Origin of the sequence: Microterricola pindariensis, from assembly GCF_002936985.1 — a bacterium.
GTDB lineage: Bacteria > Actinomycetota > Actinomycetes > Actinomycetales > Microbacteriaceae > Microterricola > Microterricola pindariensis.
The window spans coordinates 1-20,387 of the sequence record NZ_MPZN01000055.1 but is presented as its reverse complement, the minus strand read 5'-3'; the positions used below and the strand labels follow the sequence as shown (position 1 = coordinate 20,387).

Here is a 20,387-nt window from a genome sequence, read left to right as displayed (position 1 = left end):
CCGCGCTCGCTCTGTGTCTCCCCCACGCCTCGACCCTATCCTCCCGGCAGCGCTCATCCTTCTCGAGACCGACGGCATCCGCCCCACGACCGGTACACTGATTCACGGTGAGCCGGGAAGTCTGGTCGGCGGGCACATGTGCTCTATGACGTCGACTGAACCCAATCTGGAGGGCCATCTGTGGCTATTTTCCGTTCCGAACGCTATGCCGCCATGCTGCTCCTGGGAGCGGCCGTCCTCGGCCTCGTGCTCGCCAACAGCGCGATCGGCCCCGAGCTGCTCGCCCTGAAGACCGCCCACCTCGAGCTGCCGGGGCTCGGCCTCGACCTCTCGCTCGGGCATTTCGTCAGCGACGGCCTGCTCGCGATCTTCTTCTTCATCGTCGCCGTCGAGCTCAAACGCGAGCTGGCGATCGGCGAGCTGAACAGCCTGAGCAAGGCCGCCCTGCCGGCCATCGCGGCGCTGGGCGGCGTCGTCGTGCCCGCTGGCATCTTCCTGCTGATCACCGCCGGATCGGGTTGGGAGAACGGCTGGCCGGTGCCGACGGCGACCGACATCGCCTTCGCGCTCGGCCTGCTCGCCATCTTCGGGCGGGGCATCCCGACCCGGGTGCGAGTGTTCCTGATGGCCCTGGCTGTGCTCGACGACCTGGTCGCCATCCTCATCATCGCCTTCTTCTTCACCAGCGACGTGCAGCTGGGCTCGCTCGGCTTCGCCGCCGTCACCCTGCTGCTGTTCTCCGGCGTCAGCCGGCTGCTGCGGCCGCGCTCCGGTTACATCCTCAGCCGCAAGGCGCAGTGGCCGCTCGCGCTGGCGATGTGGGTGCTCGCGATCCTCACCTGGTACTTCGTGTTCCAGTCCGGTGTGCACGCCACGATCGCCGGTGTGCTGCTCGGCCTTGTCATGGCGCGCCGCCCGGGCAGCCGCGCCGTGCACGGGCTCGAGCCGTGGTCGAACGGCCTGATCCTGCCACTGTTCGCGTTCTCGGCGGCGCTCGTCGCCATCCCCACCGTGAGCCTCACCCAGCTGAGCCCGGCGTTCTGGGGCATCCTCATCGCCCTGCCGGTCGGGAAGCTCATCGGCATCACCCTGGCCGGAGGGCTCAGTGGGCTCGTCGCCCGCCGCTTCGGCGGAACCTCGCTGCGGATCGGCGACCTCCTCGTCGTCGCCTCGCTCGGCGGCGTCGGTTTCACCGTCTCACTGCTCATGAACGAGCTTGCCTTCGCGAGCAGCCAGGAGGTTGTCGACGAGGGCACCATCGCCGTGCTGCTCGGCTCGGCCGTCGCCATGGTCTTCTCCGCGGCCTTCGTCAGCTGGCGGGCGGCCCAGTACCGGGCCGGCAAGCTGGCCGCGACGCCGGCGGACGAGCCGGCGCCGGGCACGGCGCCGCTGTTCTAGGCTGACGGGCATGCACTCCCACGGCGACGACGACTCCGCATCGACCGAGCCCGCGTCTCTGCACCTGACGGCGGAACTCCGCCCGCGGGAGAGACCAGGCGGCATCCGCGGCCTCGTCCACACGGTTGCCTACCTGGCTGGCACGGCCCTCAGCCTCGGCAGCCCGTCGGTGGCCGACATCATCGTGGTGCGCACCTCGACGGGCAACGAGGTGCTGCGCAGCAGCGCCGGGGATCTCGTCGAGGCCGACACGTTGTTGCAGCAGATCCGGCGCGACCTCGACGAGATGACGGTGAGCGAGTTTCTCGGCGAGTGGGGTCACATCAGCTGATCGGCTGGGTGGCCCCAGCGCCGCCCCGGCCGCGGTGCCGGCCACTCCGCCCGCTACTCGGGCTGCTTCTCCTGCACCTTCTCCTGCACGACGACGGCCGGCGGGAAAATGGCGGTGAGCAGCTGGCTCACCCACTCCAGCAGCGCGGCATCCGGGTTCTCAGCGTCGGAGAGGTCCGGCAGCGGCACCGACAGCACGCCCTGCTGCGCGAAGTAGCGCGAGCCCAGGTACATGCGCTGCAGGCGCACCTGGATCGAGTCCGGCAGCGTGGCCTGCGCGATGCGCAGCTTGTCGCCCATCGCGACGACCTCGCTGAGCCCGGCCCGCTGGGCCTGCCGGCGCAGCTTCGACACCTCGATGAGGGCCTGCACGGGTACCGGCGGCTCGCCGTAGCGGTCGACGAGCTCCTCCAGCACGAGGCCGATGGTCTCGTCCTTGGCGGTGATCGAGCTGGCCGTGGCCAGCTTCTGGTAAGCCTCGAGGCGCAGTCGCTCGCTGTCGACGTACTCCTCCGGGATGTGCGCGTCCACCGGCAGCTCCAGCCGCAGCTCGGTCTGCCCCTCGGCCACGTCGCCGCGGAACGTCGACACCGCCTCGCCGATCATCCGCAGGTAGAGGTCGAAGCCGACCCCGGCGATGTGCCCGGCCTGCTCGCCGCCGAGCAGGTTGCCCGCGCCGCGGATCTCGAGGTCCTTCAGCGCCACCTGCATGCCGCTGCCGAGCTCGTTGTTCGCGGCGATCGTCGCCAGCCGGTCGTGCGCGGTCTCGCTGAGCGGGGTGTTCTCGTCGTAGAGGAAGTAGGCATAGGCGCGCTCGCGGCCACGCCCGACGCGGCCGCGCAGCTGGTGCAGCTGGCTGAGGCCGTACTTGTCCGCGCGGTCGATGATGATCGTGTTCGCGTTGGCGATGTCCAGGCCGGTTTCGATGATCGTCGTCGAGACGAGCACATCGAACTTGCGCTCCCAGAAGTCGGAGACGACCTGTTCCAGCACCGCCTCGGAGAGCTTGCCGTGTGCGACGGCGATGCGTGCCTCCGGCACCAACTCGGCCAGCTGGGCCGCCACCTTGTTGATGCTGGAGACCCGGTTGTGCACGAAGAACACCTGGCCCTCGCGCAGCAGCTCGCGCTTGATCGCGGCGCTCACCTGCTTGTCGGAGTACGGCCCGACGAAGGTGAGGATCGGATGCCGGTCCTCGGGCGGCGTGGCCAGCGTCGACATCTCACGGATGCCGGTGACAGCCATCTCGAGGGTGCGCGGAATCGGAGTCGCACTCATCGCGAGGATGTCGACGTTGGTCTTCATCTTCTTCAGCGAGTCCTTGTGCTCGACGCCGAAGCGCTGCTCCTCGTCGATGATGACGAGGCCGAGGTCCTTGAAGACGATCGAGTTGGAGAACAGCCGGTGGGTGCCGATGACGACGTCGACGGTGCCGTCGAGCAGCCCGGCGATGGTCTCGGCGGACTCCTTCTCGGTCTGGAATCGGCTGAGCGCGCGCAGGTGCACCGGGAAGCCGGCGAAGCGCTCCTGGAACGTCTCGAAGTGCTGCTTCACGAGCAGCGTGGTCGGCACCAGCATGACGACCTGTTTGCCGTCCTGCACCGCCTTGAACGCCGCCCGCACGGCGACCTCGGTCTTGCCGAAGCCGACGTCGCCGGAGAGCAGCCGGTCCATCGGGATCGGCCGTTCCATGTCGGCCTTCACCTCGTCGATGGTCTGCAGCTGGTCGGGCGTCTCGGCGTAGGGGAACGCCTCCTCCAGCTCGCGCTGCCAGGGCGTGTCCGGCCCGAAGGCGTGGCCCTTGGCCGCCATCCGCGCCGAGTAGAGCTTGACCAGCTCGACGGCGATGTCGCGCACCGCCTTGCGCGCCTTGTTCTTGGCGTTGGCCCAGTCGCTGCCGCCCATTTTGCTGAGCGCGGGCGCCTCGCCGCCGACGTAGCGGGAGAGCTGGTCGAGCTGGTCGGTGGGCACGTAGACCCGGTCGCCCGGCTGGCCGCGCTTGGACGGCGCGAACTCCAGCACCAGGTACTCGCGCACGATCGTCGGCGCCGCGGCGATGCCGGCGGTGCGGGAGGGGCCCTTGGGCCGGCTGCCCGCTGCGACGGTGCGCTGGGTCATCTCGATGAAGCGGCCGATGCCGTGGGTCTGGTGCACGACGTAGTCGCCGGATTCCAGCTGCAGCGGGTCGACCACGTTCTTGCGGCGGCTGGCGAGCTTCTTGACCTGGCGCGAGTCGTAGCCGACGGCGCGGCCGTAGAACTCGCTCTCGCTGATCAGGGCGAGCCTGGCATCCGGCAGCTCGAAGCCGTGTGCGGCCTCGGCCTGCACCAGGTAGGCGACACCGGGATCCGGCTCGGCGGGGAACGACTCGACGATGTGGGCGGCGAGCCCGCGCTCGGCGAGCACGTCGCTGGCGCGCTGGACCAGCCCGTGCCCGCCGGCGACGATCGCCAGGCTCCAGCCGTCGGCCAGGCGGGCGGCGACGTGCTCGATGGCGCCGCCGACGTTGCCCTGGAAGCTCGGAACGGTCTGGCTCTGCACCCGCACGGTCGTGCCGACCTCGAGGTCGGCGACGATCTCGGCGATGCTCTCGTCCGTCAGCTCCGCCAAGGCGTCGCCGGAGTCGAACACGGAGAAGGTCCACCACGGGTGGTCCGGCGTCTTGTGCCCGGGGGCGCCCAGCCGCACCGCGTCACGCACGGTGTTCAGGGTGAGGAAGTCGCCGGATGCCAGGTCGATGGGCGTCTCGGCGCCGAAGGTCGCCGCGCTCCAGGCCGCAGAGAGGAACTCCCGGTTCGTCTCGGCCAGGCTGACCGCGCGGCTGGCGACCCGCTCGGGCGAGAGCACGGCGACGGCGGCGCCGTCCGGCAGGTAGTCCGTCATCGGCACGAGCTTGTCGACGAGGGCGGGCGCGAGGCTCTCCATCCCCTCGACCGGGATGCCCTCGCCGATCTTGGCGAGCATCTGCGCGAGGCTCGGGAACTCGTGCTGCATCTCGCGGGCTCGTTGGCGCACCGGCTCGCTGAGCAGCAGCTCGCGGCTCGGCGGCAACATCACCCGGGTCACGGCGTCCGGCAGCGAGCGCTGGTCGGCCACTGAGAAGGCGCGCATCTGCTCGATCTCGTCGCCGAAGAAGTCGACGCGCACCGGGTGCTCGGCGACGGCGGGGAACACATCGAGGATGCCGCCGCGCACGGCGAACTCGCCGCGCCGGGTGACCATGTCGACCCGGGTGTAGGCCAGGTCGACGAGCGCTCCGGCGAGCTTGCCGAGCTGGTAGCCGCGGCCGCCGGCGACGAGCTCGATCGGCTCGAAGTCGGTGAGGTTGTCGGCGACGGGCTGCAGCGCGGCCCGCACGGAGGCGACGACGATGAGCGGATGCGGCGGCGAGCCGGCATCGGCGGCAGCCCATTCCTCGGCCCAGGTGCGCATCCGGCGCAGCGCGAACAGCCGCCGGCCGACGATCTCGGCGCTCGGGCTCAACCGTTCGTGCGGGAGCGTCTCCCAGGCCGGGAAGTCGATGATCTCGGCATCCGGGACGTAGGCGGCGAGGTTGGAGCGCAGCGTCTCGGACTCGCGCCCGGTCGCCGTGACGATGAAGAGCACGGGCGGCTTGCCCGCCTCCCGGCGGCGTTCGAGCAGGGCGGCCAGCAGCGGCGGGTTGAGCCCCTCGGCGAGCGAGAAGTCGGCATCGCGGGAGTACTCGGCCAGGGCCGCTTCGAATGTGGAGGCGCGCGAAAGCGCACGAGACAAGCCCTGAAGTATCACCCTCAGATTCTACGCAACCACCCGGGCACGGCGTCGGCCCGGCGGCGGTGCCGAGAGCGAACGCAGTCGTGGCCCAGAACCGGGGAAGCTCTGGGCCACGACGAGGTGGTGCGCGGCAGCGCAGCTCAGGCTAGGCGGCGTGCTCGCCTGCGCGTGCTTGGGGCTGGCGCGGCTTGGGTTGGCGCGCGATCGCCTGCGCGAAGAGCGGCCAGAGCAGCAGTGCGACGGCGGCGCCGAGCGCGATGCCGGCGAAGGTGTCGCTCAGCCAGTGCGCCGAGAGGTAGGTGCGGTTCAGCACGGTGACGATCACCAGGACGAGGGCGGTGATCCAGGCCCAGCGCCGGTTGATCAGGAGGCAGAGCACGACGACGAACAGGGTGAACCCGGTGAGGTGGCCGGAGGGGAAGGAGCCGAAGTCGACCGTGACGAGCGGGTCGTTCGGTCGCTCCCGGCTGACGACGGCCTTGACCACCTGGGCGAGTGTGGACGCCAGCATCGTGGCCACGAAGAAGTACAGCGCGGCCCACCAGCGGCGCAGCACGAGCAGCGCGACGAGCGGGATCAGGATCGTGAAGATGGATCCGATCGGCCCGCCGGTCGTGTGGTCGACGACGACGTTGAACGCGGTGAACGCGTCGTTGCGCGGCGCGAGGACGACGTCGTGCCACCACTGGTCCAGGGCGACGAACCAGGGCGAGTTCGCACTGGCCAGCACGCTGGCGAACAGCACGGCGAACACGGCCAGGCTGATGAGCCCCCACGTGACCGCGAGGCGGGCGGGTACCTGCGCCCGGCGGGCGGGCGCCTCCGCCTCGGTGGCCGTGTTATCGGACGAGATCACCATTGATGCTCCTTTTAGAGATGCGCCGCCCAACACCGAGCGGCATTCGGTTTCTAGGTGCAATAGTGGCGTAGCCGCGGGCCAATCGTCAAACGCGGTGCCTGCGGCATCGGCTGTCCCTCAGCCGTTCTGCGGATGGGCGCGGCGGCCCGCCGCAGAGACGGGCGCTCTCGCGGCGGGGTGCCCGCCGCATCCGCGGAACGGCAGATGCGTTCGGGCGGCACGGCACGGGCCGGGGCGCTAGGCGGAGGGGGCGTGCACCTTCTGCTGGGCGGCGAGGAGCCCGTCGGTGATCACGAGCTCGACGGCATCCGCCGCATCGGAGAGCAGGTTCGGCAGCACGGAGCGCTCGGCGGACGAGAAGCCCTGCAGCACGAAGTCGGCCGGGTCCTGCCGGCCGGGAGGGCGCCCGACGCCGACGCGCACGCGCACGTATTCGGGCGAGTTGGCGGCCTTGGCGATGTCGCGCAGGCCGTTGTGGCCGCCGTGCCCGCCGCCGATCTTCAGCTTGATCGTGTCGAACGGGATGTCGAGCTCGTCGTGCACGACGATGAGGCGCTCCAGCGGCAGCGAGTAGAACTTGAGCAGCGCGGCGACCGGGCCGCCCGAGGTGTTCATGTAGCTGTTCGACTTCGCCAGCACGAGCTTGGGCCCGCCGGGGCGGAGGAATCCCTCGGCCACCTGGGCGGGAGTCTTGTGTTTCTTGAAGGTGGCGCCGATGCGCGAGGCGAGCTCGTCGACGACCATCTGGCCCACATTGTGGCGGTGGCTGGCGTAGCCGGGCCCGGGGTTGCCGAGCCCGACCACCAACCAGGTGTTGCCGGGCACAGAATTCACGGAGTGCTCCTTCTGCGCCCGGCGAAACAGGGTGAAAATGATTACTCGGCTGCCTCGGCACCCTCGGCCTTGGCGGCGGCGAGAGCGTAGATGCTGAGGACCAGGGCGTTGGGGTCCTCGACCAGGGTCGAGCCGGCGGGCAGCGTGACGTCCTTGGCCAGGATCTGAGCACCCTCGGTGAGGCCGGCAACGCTGACGACAACGCTGGTCGGGATCGCGGTGGCGAGCGCCTCGAGGCGGAGGGTGTGCAGGTCCTGGTCGACCTGGCTGCCGGGGAACGGCTCGCCCTCGACGTGCACGGGGACCTCGACGTCGACCTTCTCGCCCTTCTTGATGACGATGAGGTCGATGTGCTCGATGATCTGGCGGACCGGGTCCTTCTGAACGTCCTTGACCAGGACGAGCTCGCTCTTGCCGGCGATGTCGAGGTCGAGCAGCGCGTTGGTCTTGCGCAGGATCAGGCCGATCTGGTGGGCGGGCAGGGTGACGTGCTGCGGCTCGGTGCCGTGGCCGTAGATGACGGCGGGGATCTTGCCCACGGCGCGGATCTTGCGGGCGGCGCCCTTACCGAAGGACTCGCGGACCTCTGCTACAACCTTGTCAACGTCGCTCATGATGATTCTCCTTGTGGGCGATAGCCCATTGTGGGCGCTGGGCCCAGATCGATGTCCGTCCAGACCGGGGGCCTGGATCGTCAACTCGAACGCATGTCAGCGTGAGGACAAGCCGCAAAGCCCCTCCACCGCGTCGATAACGGATGCCAGATTCGCCGGTGTCGGCTGGTCTGCGGCATCCCTCGCCGAAGTTCAGTCGCCAAGTCTACCAGCCAACGGGGGCCCCTCGATGCGACCGCTATTCTCAAGCTATGACCTCCCGCCTGCACCAGCTCGTGATCGAAAGCGTCGGTCAGCGCGTAGTGGCGGGCGAGCTCGCCGCGGGCGACACCCTGTTGGCCGAGCGGCTGGAGAACGAGCTCGGGGTGTCCCGCTCCGTCGTGCGTGAAGCCGTCAGGGTGCTGGCCTCGCTCGGCCTGGTCGAATCGGTCAAGCGGGTGGGCATCCGCGTGCTGCCGATGAGCTCCTGGTCGCTGTTCGACCCGTCGGTGATCCGCTGGCGCATCGCCTCGGACGGCAAAGGCGCCCAGCTGCGCTCACTCACCGAGCTGCGCTCCGCGGTCGAGCCGGCCGCGGCGGAGCTGGCGGCGGAACACGCCCCCGACGATGTCGCCGCCGAGTTGATGGCCGTGGCCGCCCAGATGCGTGCCGTCGGCCGCTCGGGTGACCTGCAGCGCTTCCTTGAGCTGGATATCCACTTCCACACGCTGGTGCTCTGCGCCTCGGGCAACGAAATGTTCACCGAACTGCGCGGCGTGATCGGCGAGGTTCTGCGCGGCCGCACCGACTACGGGCTGATGCCGAGCCGCCCGCACGAGGAAGCCCTGCAGTGGCACGTCGACGTCGCCGACGCTATTCAAGGCCGTCGCCCGGATGCTGCACGCGCCGCCATGGACCGCATCATGCGCCGCACGACCGCCGAGGTCGAGCAGGTCTGGCGGGAGCAGCCGCGCCAGTTCCTCGCCGAGTAGCGCTGCAGCCGAGGGGTTTGGACAGGCTCAACCAACGATGGCATTCCACCCCGCTGAAACGCCGACAGGCCCGACCCGCGGGGCAACCCGCTGATTGAGCCTGTCGAAATACAGCCTTAGGAGAAGCGCAGCAGCACCTTGCCGCTGGCGGCGGAGTCACGCGCGACCTCGAACGCCTGAAGCGCGTCGGCGGCGTCGAACTCGTGCGTGACGACCGGCCCCACCTGCAGCGAGCCGTCCGCCAGCGCGGCGATGACCTCGTCGATCTCGTCGTTGAAGCGGAACGAGCCGACGAGCTCGAGCTCGCGGGTGATCGCCAGCGAGATCAGCGCGGGCTGCTCACCGGAGGGCAGCAGGCCCACCATGACGACACGGCCGCCGCGGGTCGTGCCGCGCACGGCCGAGGCGAGGCCGCGGTAGTTGCCCGAGGTCTCGAAGGCGATGTCGGCCTGCACGGCGGCGATGGAGTCGGCATCCGTCGCCAGGATCGTGCGCGTGGCGCCGACGGCGGTGGCGATCTCGAGCGGCTTGTCGAACATGTCGACGGCGATGATCTCGGCGGCGCCGGCGCGCTTCAGCACGGCGACGGTGAGCGCGCCGATCGGGCCGCTGCCGACGACGAGCACGCGCTTGCCACTGACGTCACCGGCGCGCGAGACCGCGTGCCAGGCCACGGCGGCGGGCTCGACGAGAGCCGCCTCGCGCAGCGAGAGGCCGGCCGGCAGGGCGCGGAGCATGTGCGCGGGCAAGACGGCGTACCGGGCGAAGGCGCCCTCGGTGTGCGGAAAGCGCGCCGCACTGCCGAGGTAGGTGCAGCCGGGCGAGAGGTTGGGGCGGTCGGCCGGGTAGGGCGTCCCATCGCCGGGGCCGGGCGTCGCGGGGTGCACCGCGACGTCGGTTCCGGATGCCGGGCCGCTGCCGTCTGCCGCGGCGACGAGCACGCGGCCGACGACCTCGTGGCCGAGCAGCATCGGAGCCTTGAGGATGGACTCCCCCGCTGCACCGTGCTGCCAGTAGTGCAGGTCGGAGCCGCAGATACCGCCGTAGGCGATCTCAACGACGGCCTCGTCGGCGGCCGGAGTCGGCACAGGGACAGACTCGATGCGCATGTCGCCCGCGCTGTGCGCGACGACGCCGAGGGTTTCGGTGGGGATGGTGCTCATGTTCTTCTCCGCTACTTCTGGGAACTAAACGACGACCGTCATGCCGCCGTCGATGAAGACGACCTGACCGTTGACAAAGTTGGAGCCGGCAGAGGCCAGCCACACCGCGGGACCAACAAGGTCTTCGACCGTGCCCCAACGGTGGGCGGGCGTGCGCCCCAGGATCCACTCGTTGAAGACGGTGTCGTCGACGAGGTTCTGCGTCATCTCGGTGTGGATGTAGCCCGGCGCGATCGCGTTGATCTGCAGGCCGTGCGACGCCCACTCGGCCGTCATGGCACGGGTGAGGTTGCGGATGCCGCCCTTGGACGCCGTGTACGGCGCGATGGTCGGCCGGGCCAGGTCGGTCTGCACGGAGGCGACGTTGATGATCTTGCCCGCGCCGCGCGGGATCATGTGGCGGGCGGCCTCGCGGCCGACCAGGAAGGCGCTGGTGAGGTTGGTGCGGAGCACCCGCTCCCAGTCCTCGACGTCGAGGTCGAGCATCGGGACGCGGTGCTGCACGCCGGCGTTGTTGACCAGGATGGCGAGCGGGCCGACCTCGGCCTCGATCCAGTTGATGGCGGATGCCGCCGCCGCGGCGTCCGTGACGTCGAAGGCGATCGCGCGCACGCGCTCCTCGCCGATCTCGGCCGCCAGGGCCGCACGGGCGGCTTCAAGCCGGGCCTCGTCGAGGCCGTTCAGCACGACCGTCGCGCCGGCGGCCGCGAGGCCCCGGGCGATCGCCGAGCCGATTCCCCGGCTGGAGCCGGTGACGAGGGCAATCTTGCCTGTGAGATCGAACATGTTCAGTGTCATAACGCTCCTCGGTGGTGCTGTGTGCTGGAGGGGGCGCGCATCGCTGATTGCGATACGCGCCCCCGCAGAACTGTTGTGTTACCCGGTAGTACTAAAAGGTGCTGGCAATCAGGTAGATGGCGAGCGAGAGGACGAAGCCGCAGGCACCGATCAGGGCCTGGCCGACGGTCCAGGTCTTCAGCGTGGTCTTGGTGTCCATGCCGAAGAACTTGCTCACCAGCCAGAAGCCGGAGTCGTTGACGTGGCCGGCGAACACCGAACCAGCCGCGAGGCTGAGCACGATGGCAACGGTCTGCACCGCGTTGAACTCCGGGTTGCCGAGCACGACCGGCTGGATGAGCGCGGCGGCGGTGGTGAGGGCGACGGTGGCCGAGCCCTGGGCGATGCGCACGACGGCGGCGATGACGAAGCCGGCGACGATGACCGGAAGGCCGATGGCGTCGAGCGAGTCGGCGATGGCGTTGCCGATTCCGCTGGCGCGCAGGACGCCACCGAACATTCCACCGGCACCGGTGATGAGGATGATGGAACAGATCGGGCCGAGCGCGCTGTCGACGACGGTCTCAACGAGGGAGCGCTCCTTCTGCTGGCGCCATCCGAGCAGCCACATGGCCATCAGCACGGTGATCAGCAGGGCGATCGGCACCTCGCCGAATGCGCGCAGAACCTGGACCCAGGTGTCCTCGAGCGAGACGACGCCGGCCGTTGCCAGCATGTTCAGGCCGGTGTTGAGGAAGATCAGGCCGAGCGGCAGCAGCAGCAGGAAGACGATGGTGCCGAGCTTCGGTGCCGAACGGAACTTGTTCTCGATCGAGTCCGACGGGGCGTCCAGGATGGTCGGCACGGGGATGTTGAAGCGACGGCCGAGGAATCCACCGAAGAGGTAGCCGGCGAGGTACCAGGTCGGGATGGCGATGAGGAGGCCGAAGATCAGCACGAGTCCGACGTCGGCACCGAGCAGGCCGGTGGCGGCAACGGGGCCCGGGTGCGGCGGCACGAAGATGTGCATGACCGAGAAGGCCGCTGCGGCGGGGAACGCGTACAGGAGCAGCGAGCCACCGAGGCGACGCGCCACCGTGAAGATGATCGGCAGCATCACGACGAGGCCGGCGTCGAAGAAGATCGGGAAGCCGAACATCAGCGAGGCCACCGAGAGAGCGAGCGGGGCGCGCTTCTCGCCGAACGTCTTGATCAAGGCGTTGGTGAGCACCTCAGCTCCACCGCTGACCTCGAGCATGCGGCCGAGCATCGCGCCCAGACCCACGAGCAGCGCGACGCTGCCGAGGGTGGAGCTGAAGCCGCTCATGAGTGTCGGAACAAGCCCGGAGGCGGGGATGCCCGTTGCAACCGCGGTCACCACGCTGACCACGATCAGCGCCACGAAGGCGTGAATGCGGAACTTCATGATCAATACGAGCAGCAGCGCGATTGCGCCGGCTGCGACGAGCAGGAGGCCTGGCGTACCAAGCGTCCAGTTGAGCTCGAGGTCAGTCATCGTTGTCTTTTCCTTTTTGTGGATTGTTTCTGCACAGTGTGCAGCGCTGCTGGTGAGCAGATGGGGCTGGTGGTGCGGGTATGTACTGCAAGTGGATGGGGCGGTCGGATGCCGCCCGGGTGCTGAGTTAGGGGGTGGCTGCGTCGATGACGGAGAGCCGGTCGAGCACGAAGCTCACGATGGCTTCCGGCTTCATGGTGAGATCAACGATCACCTTGCGTTCGTCGTCCTGCAACGGTTCCAGCGTGCTGAACTGCGAGTCGAGAAGCGTGTTCGGCATGTACTCGTGCACACGGTGGCTCTGCCGCTCGGAGATGATCCCGCGTTCGCCGTTCAGGTGCACGAAGACGGTGCTGGGCGCGTAGGCGGTCAGCTGGTCGCGGTACTTGCGCTTGAGCGAGGAGCAGGCGACGACGATGGGGCGGCCGTCGGCCAGCTCGGCGCCGATGCGCTCGGCGATGATCTCCAGCCAGGGCGCGCGGTCTTCGTCGTTCAACGGGTGGCCGGCAGCCATCTTGGCCTTGTTGGCGCGGGGATGCAGGTCGTCGCCATCGATGAATTCAATCCCCAGCGCGGTGGCGAGGGCGGTTCCGATGGTCGATTTACCCGAGCCCGACACGCCCATCACGATGAGCGGGGGAACGTTTGCGGGCACGGTGTTGCCATGCACAGGGTGATCAGACACGATCTTGGACTCCTCAGACGCTTCATTACATCTGATTCTTCATCGATACGAGATTCATAAATCAGATTTATTAGGAATACGCTAACACGTCGAAAGTTCCTCAGCTCCCATTCATTCGACGCCCACGCCGGCCCCAGCGAACGGTTGGCTCCCGCCCAGCACCTGGCGCCGGCACCTCCTTTGTCATGCGAGCATGAGGTGGTCAGGGCTTTGCTAGCGTTGACGCAGGGCGGATCACTCTGCCCGCTATTCCACCCAACCTCGTATTGGAGCATCCCCGTGTCGAATTCTCAGGCAAACATCGGCGTGATCGGAATGGCGGTGATGGGTTCGAACCTCGCTCGCAACCTCGCCAGCCGTGAAGGCAACACCGTCGCGATCTACAACCGCTCCGCCGAGAAGACGCGCGCCGTTGCGGCCGAGTTCCCGGATGCCGGCTTCGTCGCGACCGAGACCATCGAGGACTTCGCTGCCTCGCTGCAGAAGCCGCGCACCGCGATCATCATGGTGCAGGCAGGCCGCGCCACCGACGCCGTGATCAACCAGCTCGTCGAGGCCTTCGAGCCGGGCGACATCATCGTCGACGGCGGCAACGCCCTCTTCACCGACACCATCCGCCGCGAGAAGGCCGTGCGCGAGACCGGCATCAACTTCGTCGGCGCCGGTATTTCCGGTGGCGAGGAGGGCGCCCTCCTCGGCCCGTCGATCATGCCCGGCGGCTCCGCCGAGGCGTGGGAGACGCTGGGCCCGATCCTCACCTCGATCGCTGCGGTCGTCGACGGTCGCGCCTGCGTCACCCACGTCGGCACCGATGGCGCCGGCCACTTCGTCAAGATGATCCACAACGGCATCGAGTACGCCGACATGCAGCTCATCGCCGAGGCCTACGACCTCATCCGTCGCGGCACCGGCAAGAGCCCGGCCGAGATCGCCGAGATCTTCGCCGAGTGGAACAAGGGCGAGCTCGAGAGCTACCTCATCGAGATCACCGCCGAGGTGCTCCGCCAGACGGATGCCGCCACCGGCAAGCCGCTCGTCGACGTGATCGTCGACCAGGCCGGCGCCAAGGGCACCGGCGCCTGGACGGTGCAGACCGCCCTCGACCTCGGCATCCCCGTCTCCGGCATCGCCGAGGCCGTGTTCGCCCGCTCGCTGTCCTCGAAGCCGGCACAGCGCGCCGCCGCATCCGCCCTGCCGGGCCCGGATGGCGACTTCGCGGTCGCCGACGTCGACGCCTTCGTCGAGGACGTGCGCCTGGCCCTCTACGCCTCGAAGATCATCGCCTACTCGCAGGGCTTCGACGCCATCGTCGCCGGCGCGGAGGAGTACAACTGGGACATCAAGAAGGGCGACATCGCGGCCATCTGGCGCGGCGGCTGCATCATCCGCGCCCAGTTCCTCAACCGCATCACCGACGCGTACGCCGAGAACCCGGGCCTGGTCGCCCTGGTCACCGCGCCGTACTTCACCGACGCCGTCGCGGGCGCCCAGTCGGCATGGCGCCGCGTCGTGATCGCCGCCGCCCAGGCCGGCATCCCCTCCCCCGCGTTCTCGTCGTCGCTGGCGTACTACGACGGCCTGCGCGCCGACCGCCTGCCGGCCGCGCTCGTGCAGGGCCAGCGCGACTTCTTCGGTGCGCACACCTACAAGCGCGTCGACCGCGAAGGCACCTTCCACACGCTGTGGTCCGGCGACCGCAGCGAGATCCAGGCCGTCGACGCTCACTAGCCGTCGATTCACGACAGCGCCGCCCCGCTCTCGCGGGGCGGCGCTGTCGCGTCTGCGGATGCCGCGTCCCGCCCTCGACGGCGGAGCCGCCGCGGCGTAACATCACCCGGTAGTCGCACCGGTCGATGGTGCCCCAGGAGCACACCACCATGGCTGCCAGATCAGATCGCCCCGTGCCGCGCCGGCGCGCGCGCCGCGCGGCTGGGCGCCCCCAGCAGGGAGTCGTCGCGGCCTCCGCCCTGCTCGTCCTCCTCGGGTTGACGGCGTGCGCGCCGAACAGCGCGCAGGGCGATGGCGACCCGTCTGAGCAGCCGGCCGCCGGCTACCCCCTGCACACGGGCATCATCGCCACGACGTTCTGGGTCGGCGAGATCTTCGACCCGAATGCCTCCGATGGCAGCCAGATGATCTCGACCTACGACGGCGAGTGGTTTGCCCATTACGGCGGATGCGACGGCGACGACTCTGCGGGCAGCTGCGAGACCGAGGCGCGCAGCGCGGCCAACGACTACTTCCCGAACTCGATGACGCCCCTGCTCAACCCGTTCTACCTCGACCTCCCCTTCGACGACGTCAACGACCCCGCCGCGTTCGCCCGCCGTGCCGAGGTGATCCCCTGGGCGAACGCGCCGGAGTACCAGGGCCAGGCGGAGAACAGCTCGGTGAGCATGATGCTCAACCGCTGGGTCAAGCTCATCAAGGGCGATCGGGTCTGTTATGGCCAGATCGCCGACGCGGGCCCCGGCCAGTACAACGACGCCGAGTACGTCTTCGGCAGCGACGACGCCCGCCCGAAGAACCAGAAGTTCAACGGCGCAGGCATGGACGTCTCCCCCGCGTTGAACGGCTGCCTGGGGTTCAGCTCCCTGAACGGTGAGGACGACCTGGTCGACTGGCAGTTCGTCGAGGAATCCGATGTGCCGCCCGGGCCGTGGCTGCGAGTGGTGTCGCAGGGCCACGAGGTGCAATGGTGACGGGGTCACCGCTCGCATGAGGGTGCTCGGTCCGCCCTAAACCGTCGTGTCGCCGGAGACCAGGTCCAGGCGGCGTGCAGGACTCACCCAGCGCCCATCGCCGCCGACGGCGCGCGATGCCCGCAGCGTGCTCAGGCAGATCCACGCGTCGGCCGTGCGCACGATGGGGAAGAACACGCCGACGAACAGCATCTTCGGACGCCCGAGCACGAGCGCGGCGAACAGCGTGAGCGCGTAGTCCGGCAGCACGATCACGAGCAGGACCTCCCCCGGAGTGATGAAGGACAGGAGTTCGTTCGACCAGGCGACGGCGGTGCCCCACAGGTCCAGCCCCGGCCACATCGTGTTGTCGACGCTCAGCACGGTCGCGGCATCCGGCGTCGTGATGAGCTGCGCCAGGATCGTCGTCCCGAGCAGCACGAGCAGCGCGAGGTACACGAACGCGCTCGTCGTGATGTCGACGATGTAGAAGCCGACAGCGACCCAGAAGACGTGCGGCTGGAAGTGGTGCTTGCGCACCGTCTGCCAGAACCCGAGGCTCCAGCGCCTCGTCTGGTTCAGGTAGTCGTGGATGGTTCCCGGGTCCTGCGTGTACGCGACGGCGGCCCGCGGGTGGAACGCGATCCGCCCGAGCCGCTGGGCGTGCACCTCGAACGTCATGTTGAAGTCCTCGATCACCAGGCCCGGAGGATCGATGTCGATGTTCGGCAGCACGCGGGTGCGGTACATGCTCGCGAAGCCGGGCACGATGAAGATCGCGTTGGCCCGTTTGGCCGCTTGCCCGTATTTGAGGAACAGCTGGAGCACCACATAGAGACGCTCCCGGTAACTCACCAACACGCGACCGAGCCGCGTGGGTGGCGCCGGGCTTGTCAGTGTGCGCACCCGGCCGGCCACGGCCACGACCTCTGGATCCCTGAACAGTCGGAGCCCGGTGACCAGGTAGTCAGGCGCAAGATGGGTGTCGGCATCCAGCAGCACCATCACCTTGAATTTCTTGACGATCTCGAAGTGTTCGAGCGCCGCAACCAGGGCGCCGGCCTTGCCGCGGTTGGGGTTCAGGTCGAGCACCTGCGCGCCCTCCGCGCGCGCGATCGCGACCGTGTCATCGCTGGAACCGTCGGACACGATGTGGATCTGCGCCAGCGGCACATGCATGGCCGCCTGTCTGATGGTGCGCGCGATCACGGCGGACTCATTGTGCGCGGCGAGCAGGATCGCAACGTCGGAAAGCCCGATGGAGTCGATTTCCTCAGCGCCCCGCCGTCGAATCTTCGGTCGGACCGCCAGGGAATGGGTTCCCAGCCGCTCGCCCACAAAGCGGAGCATCCCGATGACGATCCAGAAGAGCGTGCTGACGCCCGTGAGCAGGATTACGACGATTCCAATGAACACTCGCCACTCCCGCCGCTCTCTCGCCCCTCTCGGGCGCCGGCGTCATCGGTCAGCGGCACGACCCGATAGGCCCTCCGTGACGGCCCCCGAGGGTGACTCCGCGACCACGATAGCGGCTTTGCGGTGGGCACGCCAGCGCTTTCCGGCTACATCGAAACGGACTCGTGAACCTCGTCCATTGACCCCCATAATGGGGGTACAGCCTCCCGTGGTCATTTATTTTTCACGATGCTAAGGTCCCCTAGTGAAGTCGAGGAAATCTCGAGTTCATAACGTACGCAAATTTGTTTGTGATCATCGGGGTGACCACGACTCGCACGACGAGGAAACTGCCATGGTCTTGGACAACACCCGTTTGCGCAACAAAACTCAGGGTGCCGCGCTGCTTGAACCGATTGAGTTCGAAAAGGTTGATCTCAACACTGTTGATCTCAACACCGTCGAACTCCTTCCCAGCTCCGTTCTCAAACGACTGCCGGGAGAGTCGCCCTTCAGCTACGACATCGCGATCATCGGAATGGGCTACGTCGGGCTGCCGACGAGCCTCGCCTTCGTCGAATCCGGCCTCCGGGTACTGGGCGTCGAGCTGAGCCAGCTGCGCATCGACGCCATCACGGGCGGCCACGTTGACCTGCTGGCATCCGATCAGGAACGCCTCACCCGGGCGCAGAAAAGTGGATTGCTGAACGTCTCGAGCGATTCCGCCCTGATCTCGCAGGCCGCAACCGTGATCGTCTGCGTGCCCACCCCCGTTGACGCGTACCTTGTGCCCGACCTCAGCCTGCTGCGGAGCGCATGCGCCACTGTGGTGCAGCAGGCCGTGGCGGAGCAGGTGTTGATCCTCACCTCGACGTCGTACGTCGGAAGCACGAGAGATTTGATGATGAATCCGCTGATCGAGCGCGGATTCACCCCCGGAACCGACATCTTCATCGCGTTCAGCCCAGAGCGCATCAACCCGGGCGCGGCTGGTTACGCCCACGAAGATGTCCCACGCGTGGTCGGCGGTGCAACCCCGAATTGCACCGCCGCCGCGGCTACCATCGTTGGCGGCTACGTCAACCAGATTCACCTGGTCAGCTCGATGGAAACGGCTGAGATGACCAAGCTCGTGGAGAACATCTTCCGAGCGGTGAACATCGCGTTGGCGAATGAGTTCGCCGACGTCAGCGCGCTGCTCGACCTCGATGTCGTCGAGGTCATCAACGCCGCGGCCACGAAGCCCTACGGCTTCATGCCGTTCCTGCCTGGGCCGGGGGTCGGTGGACACTGCATCCCCTGCGATCCGCACTACCTGCTCTGGCAGCTGCACAAAGAGCGGCGCAGCGCACCGCTGATCGAGCAGACCATGAGCCTGATCGCGGCCCGCCCACGCCGTGTCGTCGACCGTGTCCGGGAGTTGCTCTCGACCCACCGGCGCGGCCTGACCGGAACCCGGGTGCTCGTCGTGGGCGTCGCCTACAAGCCCGACGTCGAAGACGTGCGGGAGTCGCCGGCCCTCGAGGTGCTCAGCGCTCTCCAACATGAGGGCGCGATCGTCGCCTACTACGACCCGCTGTGCCCGCACGTGCGACTCCACGACGGGTCGCTTCTCTCCAGCGTCAGCGACCCGACCGAGTTCGGCAGCGAGGTCGCCGTGATCCACACCGCACACAGCGGAGTCGATCTGGGCTGGCTCGACGAGGTCGAGTTCGTGCTCGACACCAGCTACACCGCTAGCGCCATCGCCCACGCGGTGCGCCTCTAGCCCCACAGACGACGGAAGTTGCCCGCTTCGAGCCATGCGGCTTCCGTCCCCCTCCCGCAGAACACCGCAGGACAACCGCTCCACCCGCTTACCCGCGAACCCGCATTTGTTTTCCGTTTTGAGAGCACGGCTCGCGACGCACGGCCCGCCACACCACAACCCGACGATCGGAATCTGATGTCCCGTCATCTAGCCCGCGCCCGCCACGAGTCGACTCCAGCCCCTCAACCCCCAGTGGCCGAACAGCCACCTCGACACCGAAGACTGATCGCCCTCGGAACCGTCGCCGCCCTCGCGGTGACGATGGGCGTGACCGTCCTGGCAGCGGCGCCCGCGCAGGCTGCCGGCGAGACGGTTGTGTCGCTCACCTTTGACGATGCCAATGCCGACCAGATGCCCGCAGCCCAGATGCTGAGCACCAAGGGGCTCCCCGGCACCTTCTTCATCAACTCGGGCTTCGTCGACCAACCGGGCTGGATGAGCACTGCCGATCTGGCGACGCTGGCCGCAGAGGGACATGAGATCGGCGGCCACACGCGCAGCCACCCCGATCTCACACAGGTGCCGCAAGACGAGGTGTTGCGGCAGATCTGCAACGACCGTGTCGCGCTCAGCAACCTGGGCTACCAGGTCACCAGCTTCGCGTACCCCTTCGCCGCAGCCAACGCGAGCGTCGAGGCGGCAGCCGCCAGCTGCGGGTACAACAGCGCCCGTGGGCTCGGCGATTTGCGCACTGCACCCGGAACGGAGTGCGCATCGTGTGACTTCGCCGAGTCGATTCCACCGGCCGACCCGTACTGGACCCGCGCGGCCGACCAGGTCGATGCCACCTGGACGCTTCAGCGGCTGCAGCAGACGGTCACCGATGCGGCCGCGAACGGCGGCGGCTGGGTTCAGCTGACGTTCCACCATGTCTGCGATGGCTGTGACGACCTCGCGATATCGACAGCCGTGTTCGACCAATTCACGACATGGTTGGCGGGATGGAAAGACAACGCGACCAAGCTGGTCAAGACGGTGAACGGGGTCGTCGGCGGCGCCGTGAAGCCGCTCGTTTCCGGACCGGCCTTCGTGCCGCCTCCCGCCGCGGGGCCCGGAGTGAATGCCCTGCAGAACCCCGGGTTCGAAGAGATCGCCGCGGCGGGCATCCCCCGTTGCTGGTGGGACTCATCCTTCGGTCTGAATACCTCGTCATTCGCCACGGTGAGCCCCGGCCGAACGGGCACGTACGCCTCGCAGGTCACCGTCAGCGGGTACACGACAGGTGATGCCAAACGGCTACAAATATTCGACGGCGGCGCGTGTGCGCCCACCGTTGTGGAGGGCCAGACGTACTCGCTGCGCTCCTGGTACAAAGCGACGGGAGTCACCCAGTTCACCGTGTACTACCGCCAGACGGACGGAAGCTGGATCTACGGCACGTCGAGCCCGTGGTTTGCCGCAGCGACCGACTACACCCAGGCGCTCTGGACGACACCGGCGATCCCCGCAGGCGTGAACGGCATCAGCTTCGCACTGAACGTCTTCGGGAACGGAGAACTCACCACAGACGACTACTCGATGTACAACACCGTCGGAGCCCCGGCCACCGATGAGCTCGTCGCCCCCGCGCCCACCATCACGGGAACCGCACAGGTCGGCTC

Annotated in this window: 16 protein-coding genes; 7 read left to right on the top strand and 9 right to left on the bottom strand. The window is 68.2% G+C overall.

The features are described 5' to 3' along the window. Nucleotides 1-180: 180 nt before the first annotated feature. Nucleotides 181-1,398 (top strand): Na+/H+ antiporter NhaA, encoded by a 1,218-nt coding sequence (locus GY24_RS13730; protein ID WP_104476693.1) that lies wholly within the window; start codon nt 181-183, stop codon nt 1,396-1,398. A 10-nt stretch (nt 1,399-1,408) separates the two neighbouring features. Further along, nucleotides 1,409-1,729 carry a hypothetical protein gene (locus tag GY24_RS13725; RefSeq protein ID WP_104476691.1) on the top strand — a complete coding sequence of 107 codons (321 nt, stop codon included), beginning with the start codon at nt 1,409-1,411 and terminating at the stop codon, nt 1,727-1,729. 53 nt (nt 1,730-1,782) lie between these two features. Here GY24_RS13725 and mfd read toward each other — a convergent pair whose 3' ends face one another. The 4 genes from mfd to GY24_RS13705 form a co-directional block, all read right to left on the bottom strand. Beyond that, complete coding sequence (mfd, locus tag GY24_RS13720; RefSeq protein WP_104476689.1) at nt 1,783-5,496, bottom strand: transcription-repair coupling factor; 3,714 nt, start codon at nt 5,494-5,496, stop codon at nt 1,783-1,785. Between the two features lie 130 nt (nt 5,497-5,626). Next, nucleotides 5,627-6,340, bottom strand: coding sequence for a phosphatase PAP2 family protein (locus tag GY24_RS13715; RefSeq protein ID WP_104476687.1), 714 nt, complete (start codon nt 6,338-6,340; stop codon nt 5,627-5,629). A gap of 237 nt (nt 6,341-6,577) precedes the next feature. Next, nucleotides 6,578-7,165, bottom strand: coding sequence for an aminoacyl-tRNA hydrolase (gene pth, locus GY24_RS13710; RefSeq protein ID WP_104476685.1), 588 nt, complete (start codon nt 7,163-7,165; stop codon nt 6,578-6,580). A 50-nt stretch (nt 7,166-7,215) separates the two neighbouring features. Further along, entirely contained in the window at nt 7,216-7,788 is a 573-nt protein-coding gene (locus GY24_RS13705) for a 50S ribosomal protein L25/general stress protein Ctc (RefSeq protein WP_193953594.1), read from the bottom strand. A 251-nt stretch (nt 7,789-8,039) separates the two neighbouring features. On the opposite strand from GY24_RS13705, the gene GY24_RS13700 reads away from it, so the two are divergent. After that, nucleotides 8,040-8,759, top strand: a complete 720-nt coding sequence (locus tag GY24_RS13700) for a FadR/GntR family transcriptional regulator (RefSeq protein ID WP_104476683.1) — start codon at nt 8,040-8,042, stop codon at nt 8,757-8,759. 116 nt (nt 8,760-8,875) lie between these two features. Here the strand turns inward: GY24_RS13700 and GY24_RS13695 are convergent, their stop codons facing one another. The 4 genes from GY24_RS13695 to GY24_RS13680 form a co-directional block, all read right to left on the bottom strand. Continuing rightward, nucleotides 8,876-9,922 (bottom strand): L-idonate 5-dehydrogenase, encoded by a 1,047-nt coding sequence (locus GY24_RS13695; RefSeq protein ID WP_104476681.1) that lies wholly within the window; start codon nt 9,920-9,922, stop codon nt 8,876-8,878. A gap of 24 nt (nt 9,923-9,946) precedes the next feature. Further along, on the bottom strand, nt 9,947-10,720 hold the full coding sequence (locus GY24_RS13690) for an SDR family oxidoreductase (RefSeq protein WP_104476679.1): 774 nt from the start codon (nt 10,718-10,720) through the stop codon (nt 9,947-9,949). Between the two features lie 91 nt (nt 10,721-10,811). After that, complete coding sequence (locus GY24_RS13685) at nt 10,812-12,215, bottom strand: GntP family permease (protein ID WP_104476677.1); 1,404 nt, start codon at nt 12,213-12,215, stop codon at nt 10,812-10,814. A 127-nt stretch (nt 12,216-12,342) separates the two neighbouring features. Further along, nucleotides 12,343-12,900 (bottom strand): gluconokinase, encoded by a 558-nt coding sequence (locus GY24_RS13680; protein WP_407662186.1) that lies wholly within the window; start codon nt 12,898-12,900, stop codon nt 12,343-12,345. A gap of 279 nt (nt 12,901-13,179) precedes the next feature. On the opposite strand from GY24_RS13680, the gene gndA reads away from it, so the two are divergent. Both gndA and GY24_RS13670 read left to right on the top strand, forming a co-directional pair. Beyond that, the gene (gene gndA, locus GY24_RS13675; protein WP_083364662.1) at nt 13,180-14,628 is read left to right on the top strand and encodes an NADP-dependent phosphogluconate dehydrogenase; all 1,449 of its coding nucleotides are present in this window, start codon (nt 13,180-13,182) and stop codon (nt 14,626-14,628) included. Between the two features lie 149 nt (nt 14,629-14,777). After that, nucleotides 14,778-15,602 carry a hypothetical protein gene (locus GY24_RS13670; RefSeq protein WP_233279370.1) on the top strand — a complete coding sequence of 275 codons (825 nt, stop codon included), beginning with the start codon at nt 14,778-14,780 and terminating at the stop codon, nt 15,600-15,602. Nucleotides 15,603-15,638: 36 nt separating this feature from the next. On the opposite strand, the gene GY24_RS13665 is transcribed toward GY24_RS13670, so the two are convergent. Then, nucleotides 15,639-16,997: a glycosyltransferase family 2 protein gene (locus GY24_RS13665; RefSeq protein WP_233279369.1), complete on the bottom strand. Its 1,359-nt coding sequence runs from the start codon at nt 16,995-16,997 to the stop codon at nt 15,639-15,641. A gap of 334 nt (nt 16,998-17,331) precedes the next feature. Here GY24_RS13665 and GY24_RS13660 point away from each other — a divergent pair, with 334 nt between their 5' ends. Beyond that, nucleotides 17,332-18,744, top strand: coding sequence for a nucleotide sugar dehydrogenase (locus GY24_RS13660; RefSeq protein ID WP_104476670.1), 1,413 nt, complete (start codon nt 17,332-17,334; stop codon nt 18,742-18,744). Between the two features lie 234 nt (nt 18,745-18,978). Next, on the top strand, nt 18,979-20,387 hold a 1,409-nt coding region (locus GY24_RS13655), incomplete at its 3' end, for a polysaccharide deacetylase family protein (protein WP_161498745.1).

What these genes read in the sequence shown, in the direction of transcription:
- GY24_RS13725 (WP_104476691.1), top strand. Translation starts at nt 1,409, where the DNA reads ATGCACTCCCACGGCGACGACGACTCCGCATCGACCGAGCCCGCGTCT.
- GY24_RS13715 (WP_104476687.1), bottom strand. Translation starts at nt 6,340, where the DNA reads ATGGTGATCTCGTCCGATAACACGGCCACCGAGGCGGAGGCGCCCGCC.
- GY24_RS13705 (WP_193953594.1), bottom strand. Translation starts at nt 7,788, where the DNA reads ATGAGCGACGTTGACAAGGTTGTAGCAGAGGTCCGCGAGTCCTTCGGT.
- GY24_RS13700 (WP_104476683.1), top strand. Translation starts at nt 8,040, where the DNA reads ATGACCTCCCGCCTGCACCAGCTCGTGATCGAAAGCGTCGGTCAGCGC.
- GY24_RS13695 (WP_104476681.1), bottom strand. Translation starts at nt 9,922, where the DNA reads ATGAGCACCATCCCCACCGAAACCCTCGGCGTCGTCGCGCACAGCGCG.
- GY24_RS13690 (WP_104476679.1), bottom strand. Translation starts at nt 10,720, where the DNA reads ATGACACTGAACATGTTCGATCTCACAGGCAAGATTGCCCTCGTCACC.
- GY24_RS13685 (WP_104476677.1), bottom strand. Translation starts at nt 12,215, where the DNA reads ATGACTGACCTCGAGCTCAACTGGACGCTTGGTACGCCAGGCCTCCTG.
- GY24_RS13670 (WP_233279370.1), top strand. Translation starts at nt 14,778, where the DNA reads ATGGCTGCCAGATCAGATCGCCCCGTGCCGCGCCGGCGCGCGCGCCGC.
- GY24_RS13660 (WP_104476670.1), top strand. Translation starts at nt 17,332, where the DNA reads ATGGTCTTGGACAACACCCGTTTGCGCAACAAAACTCAGGGTGCCGCG.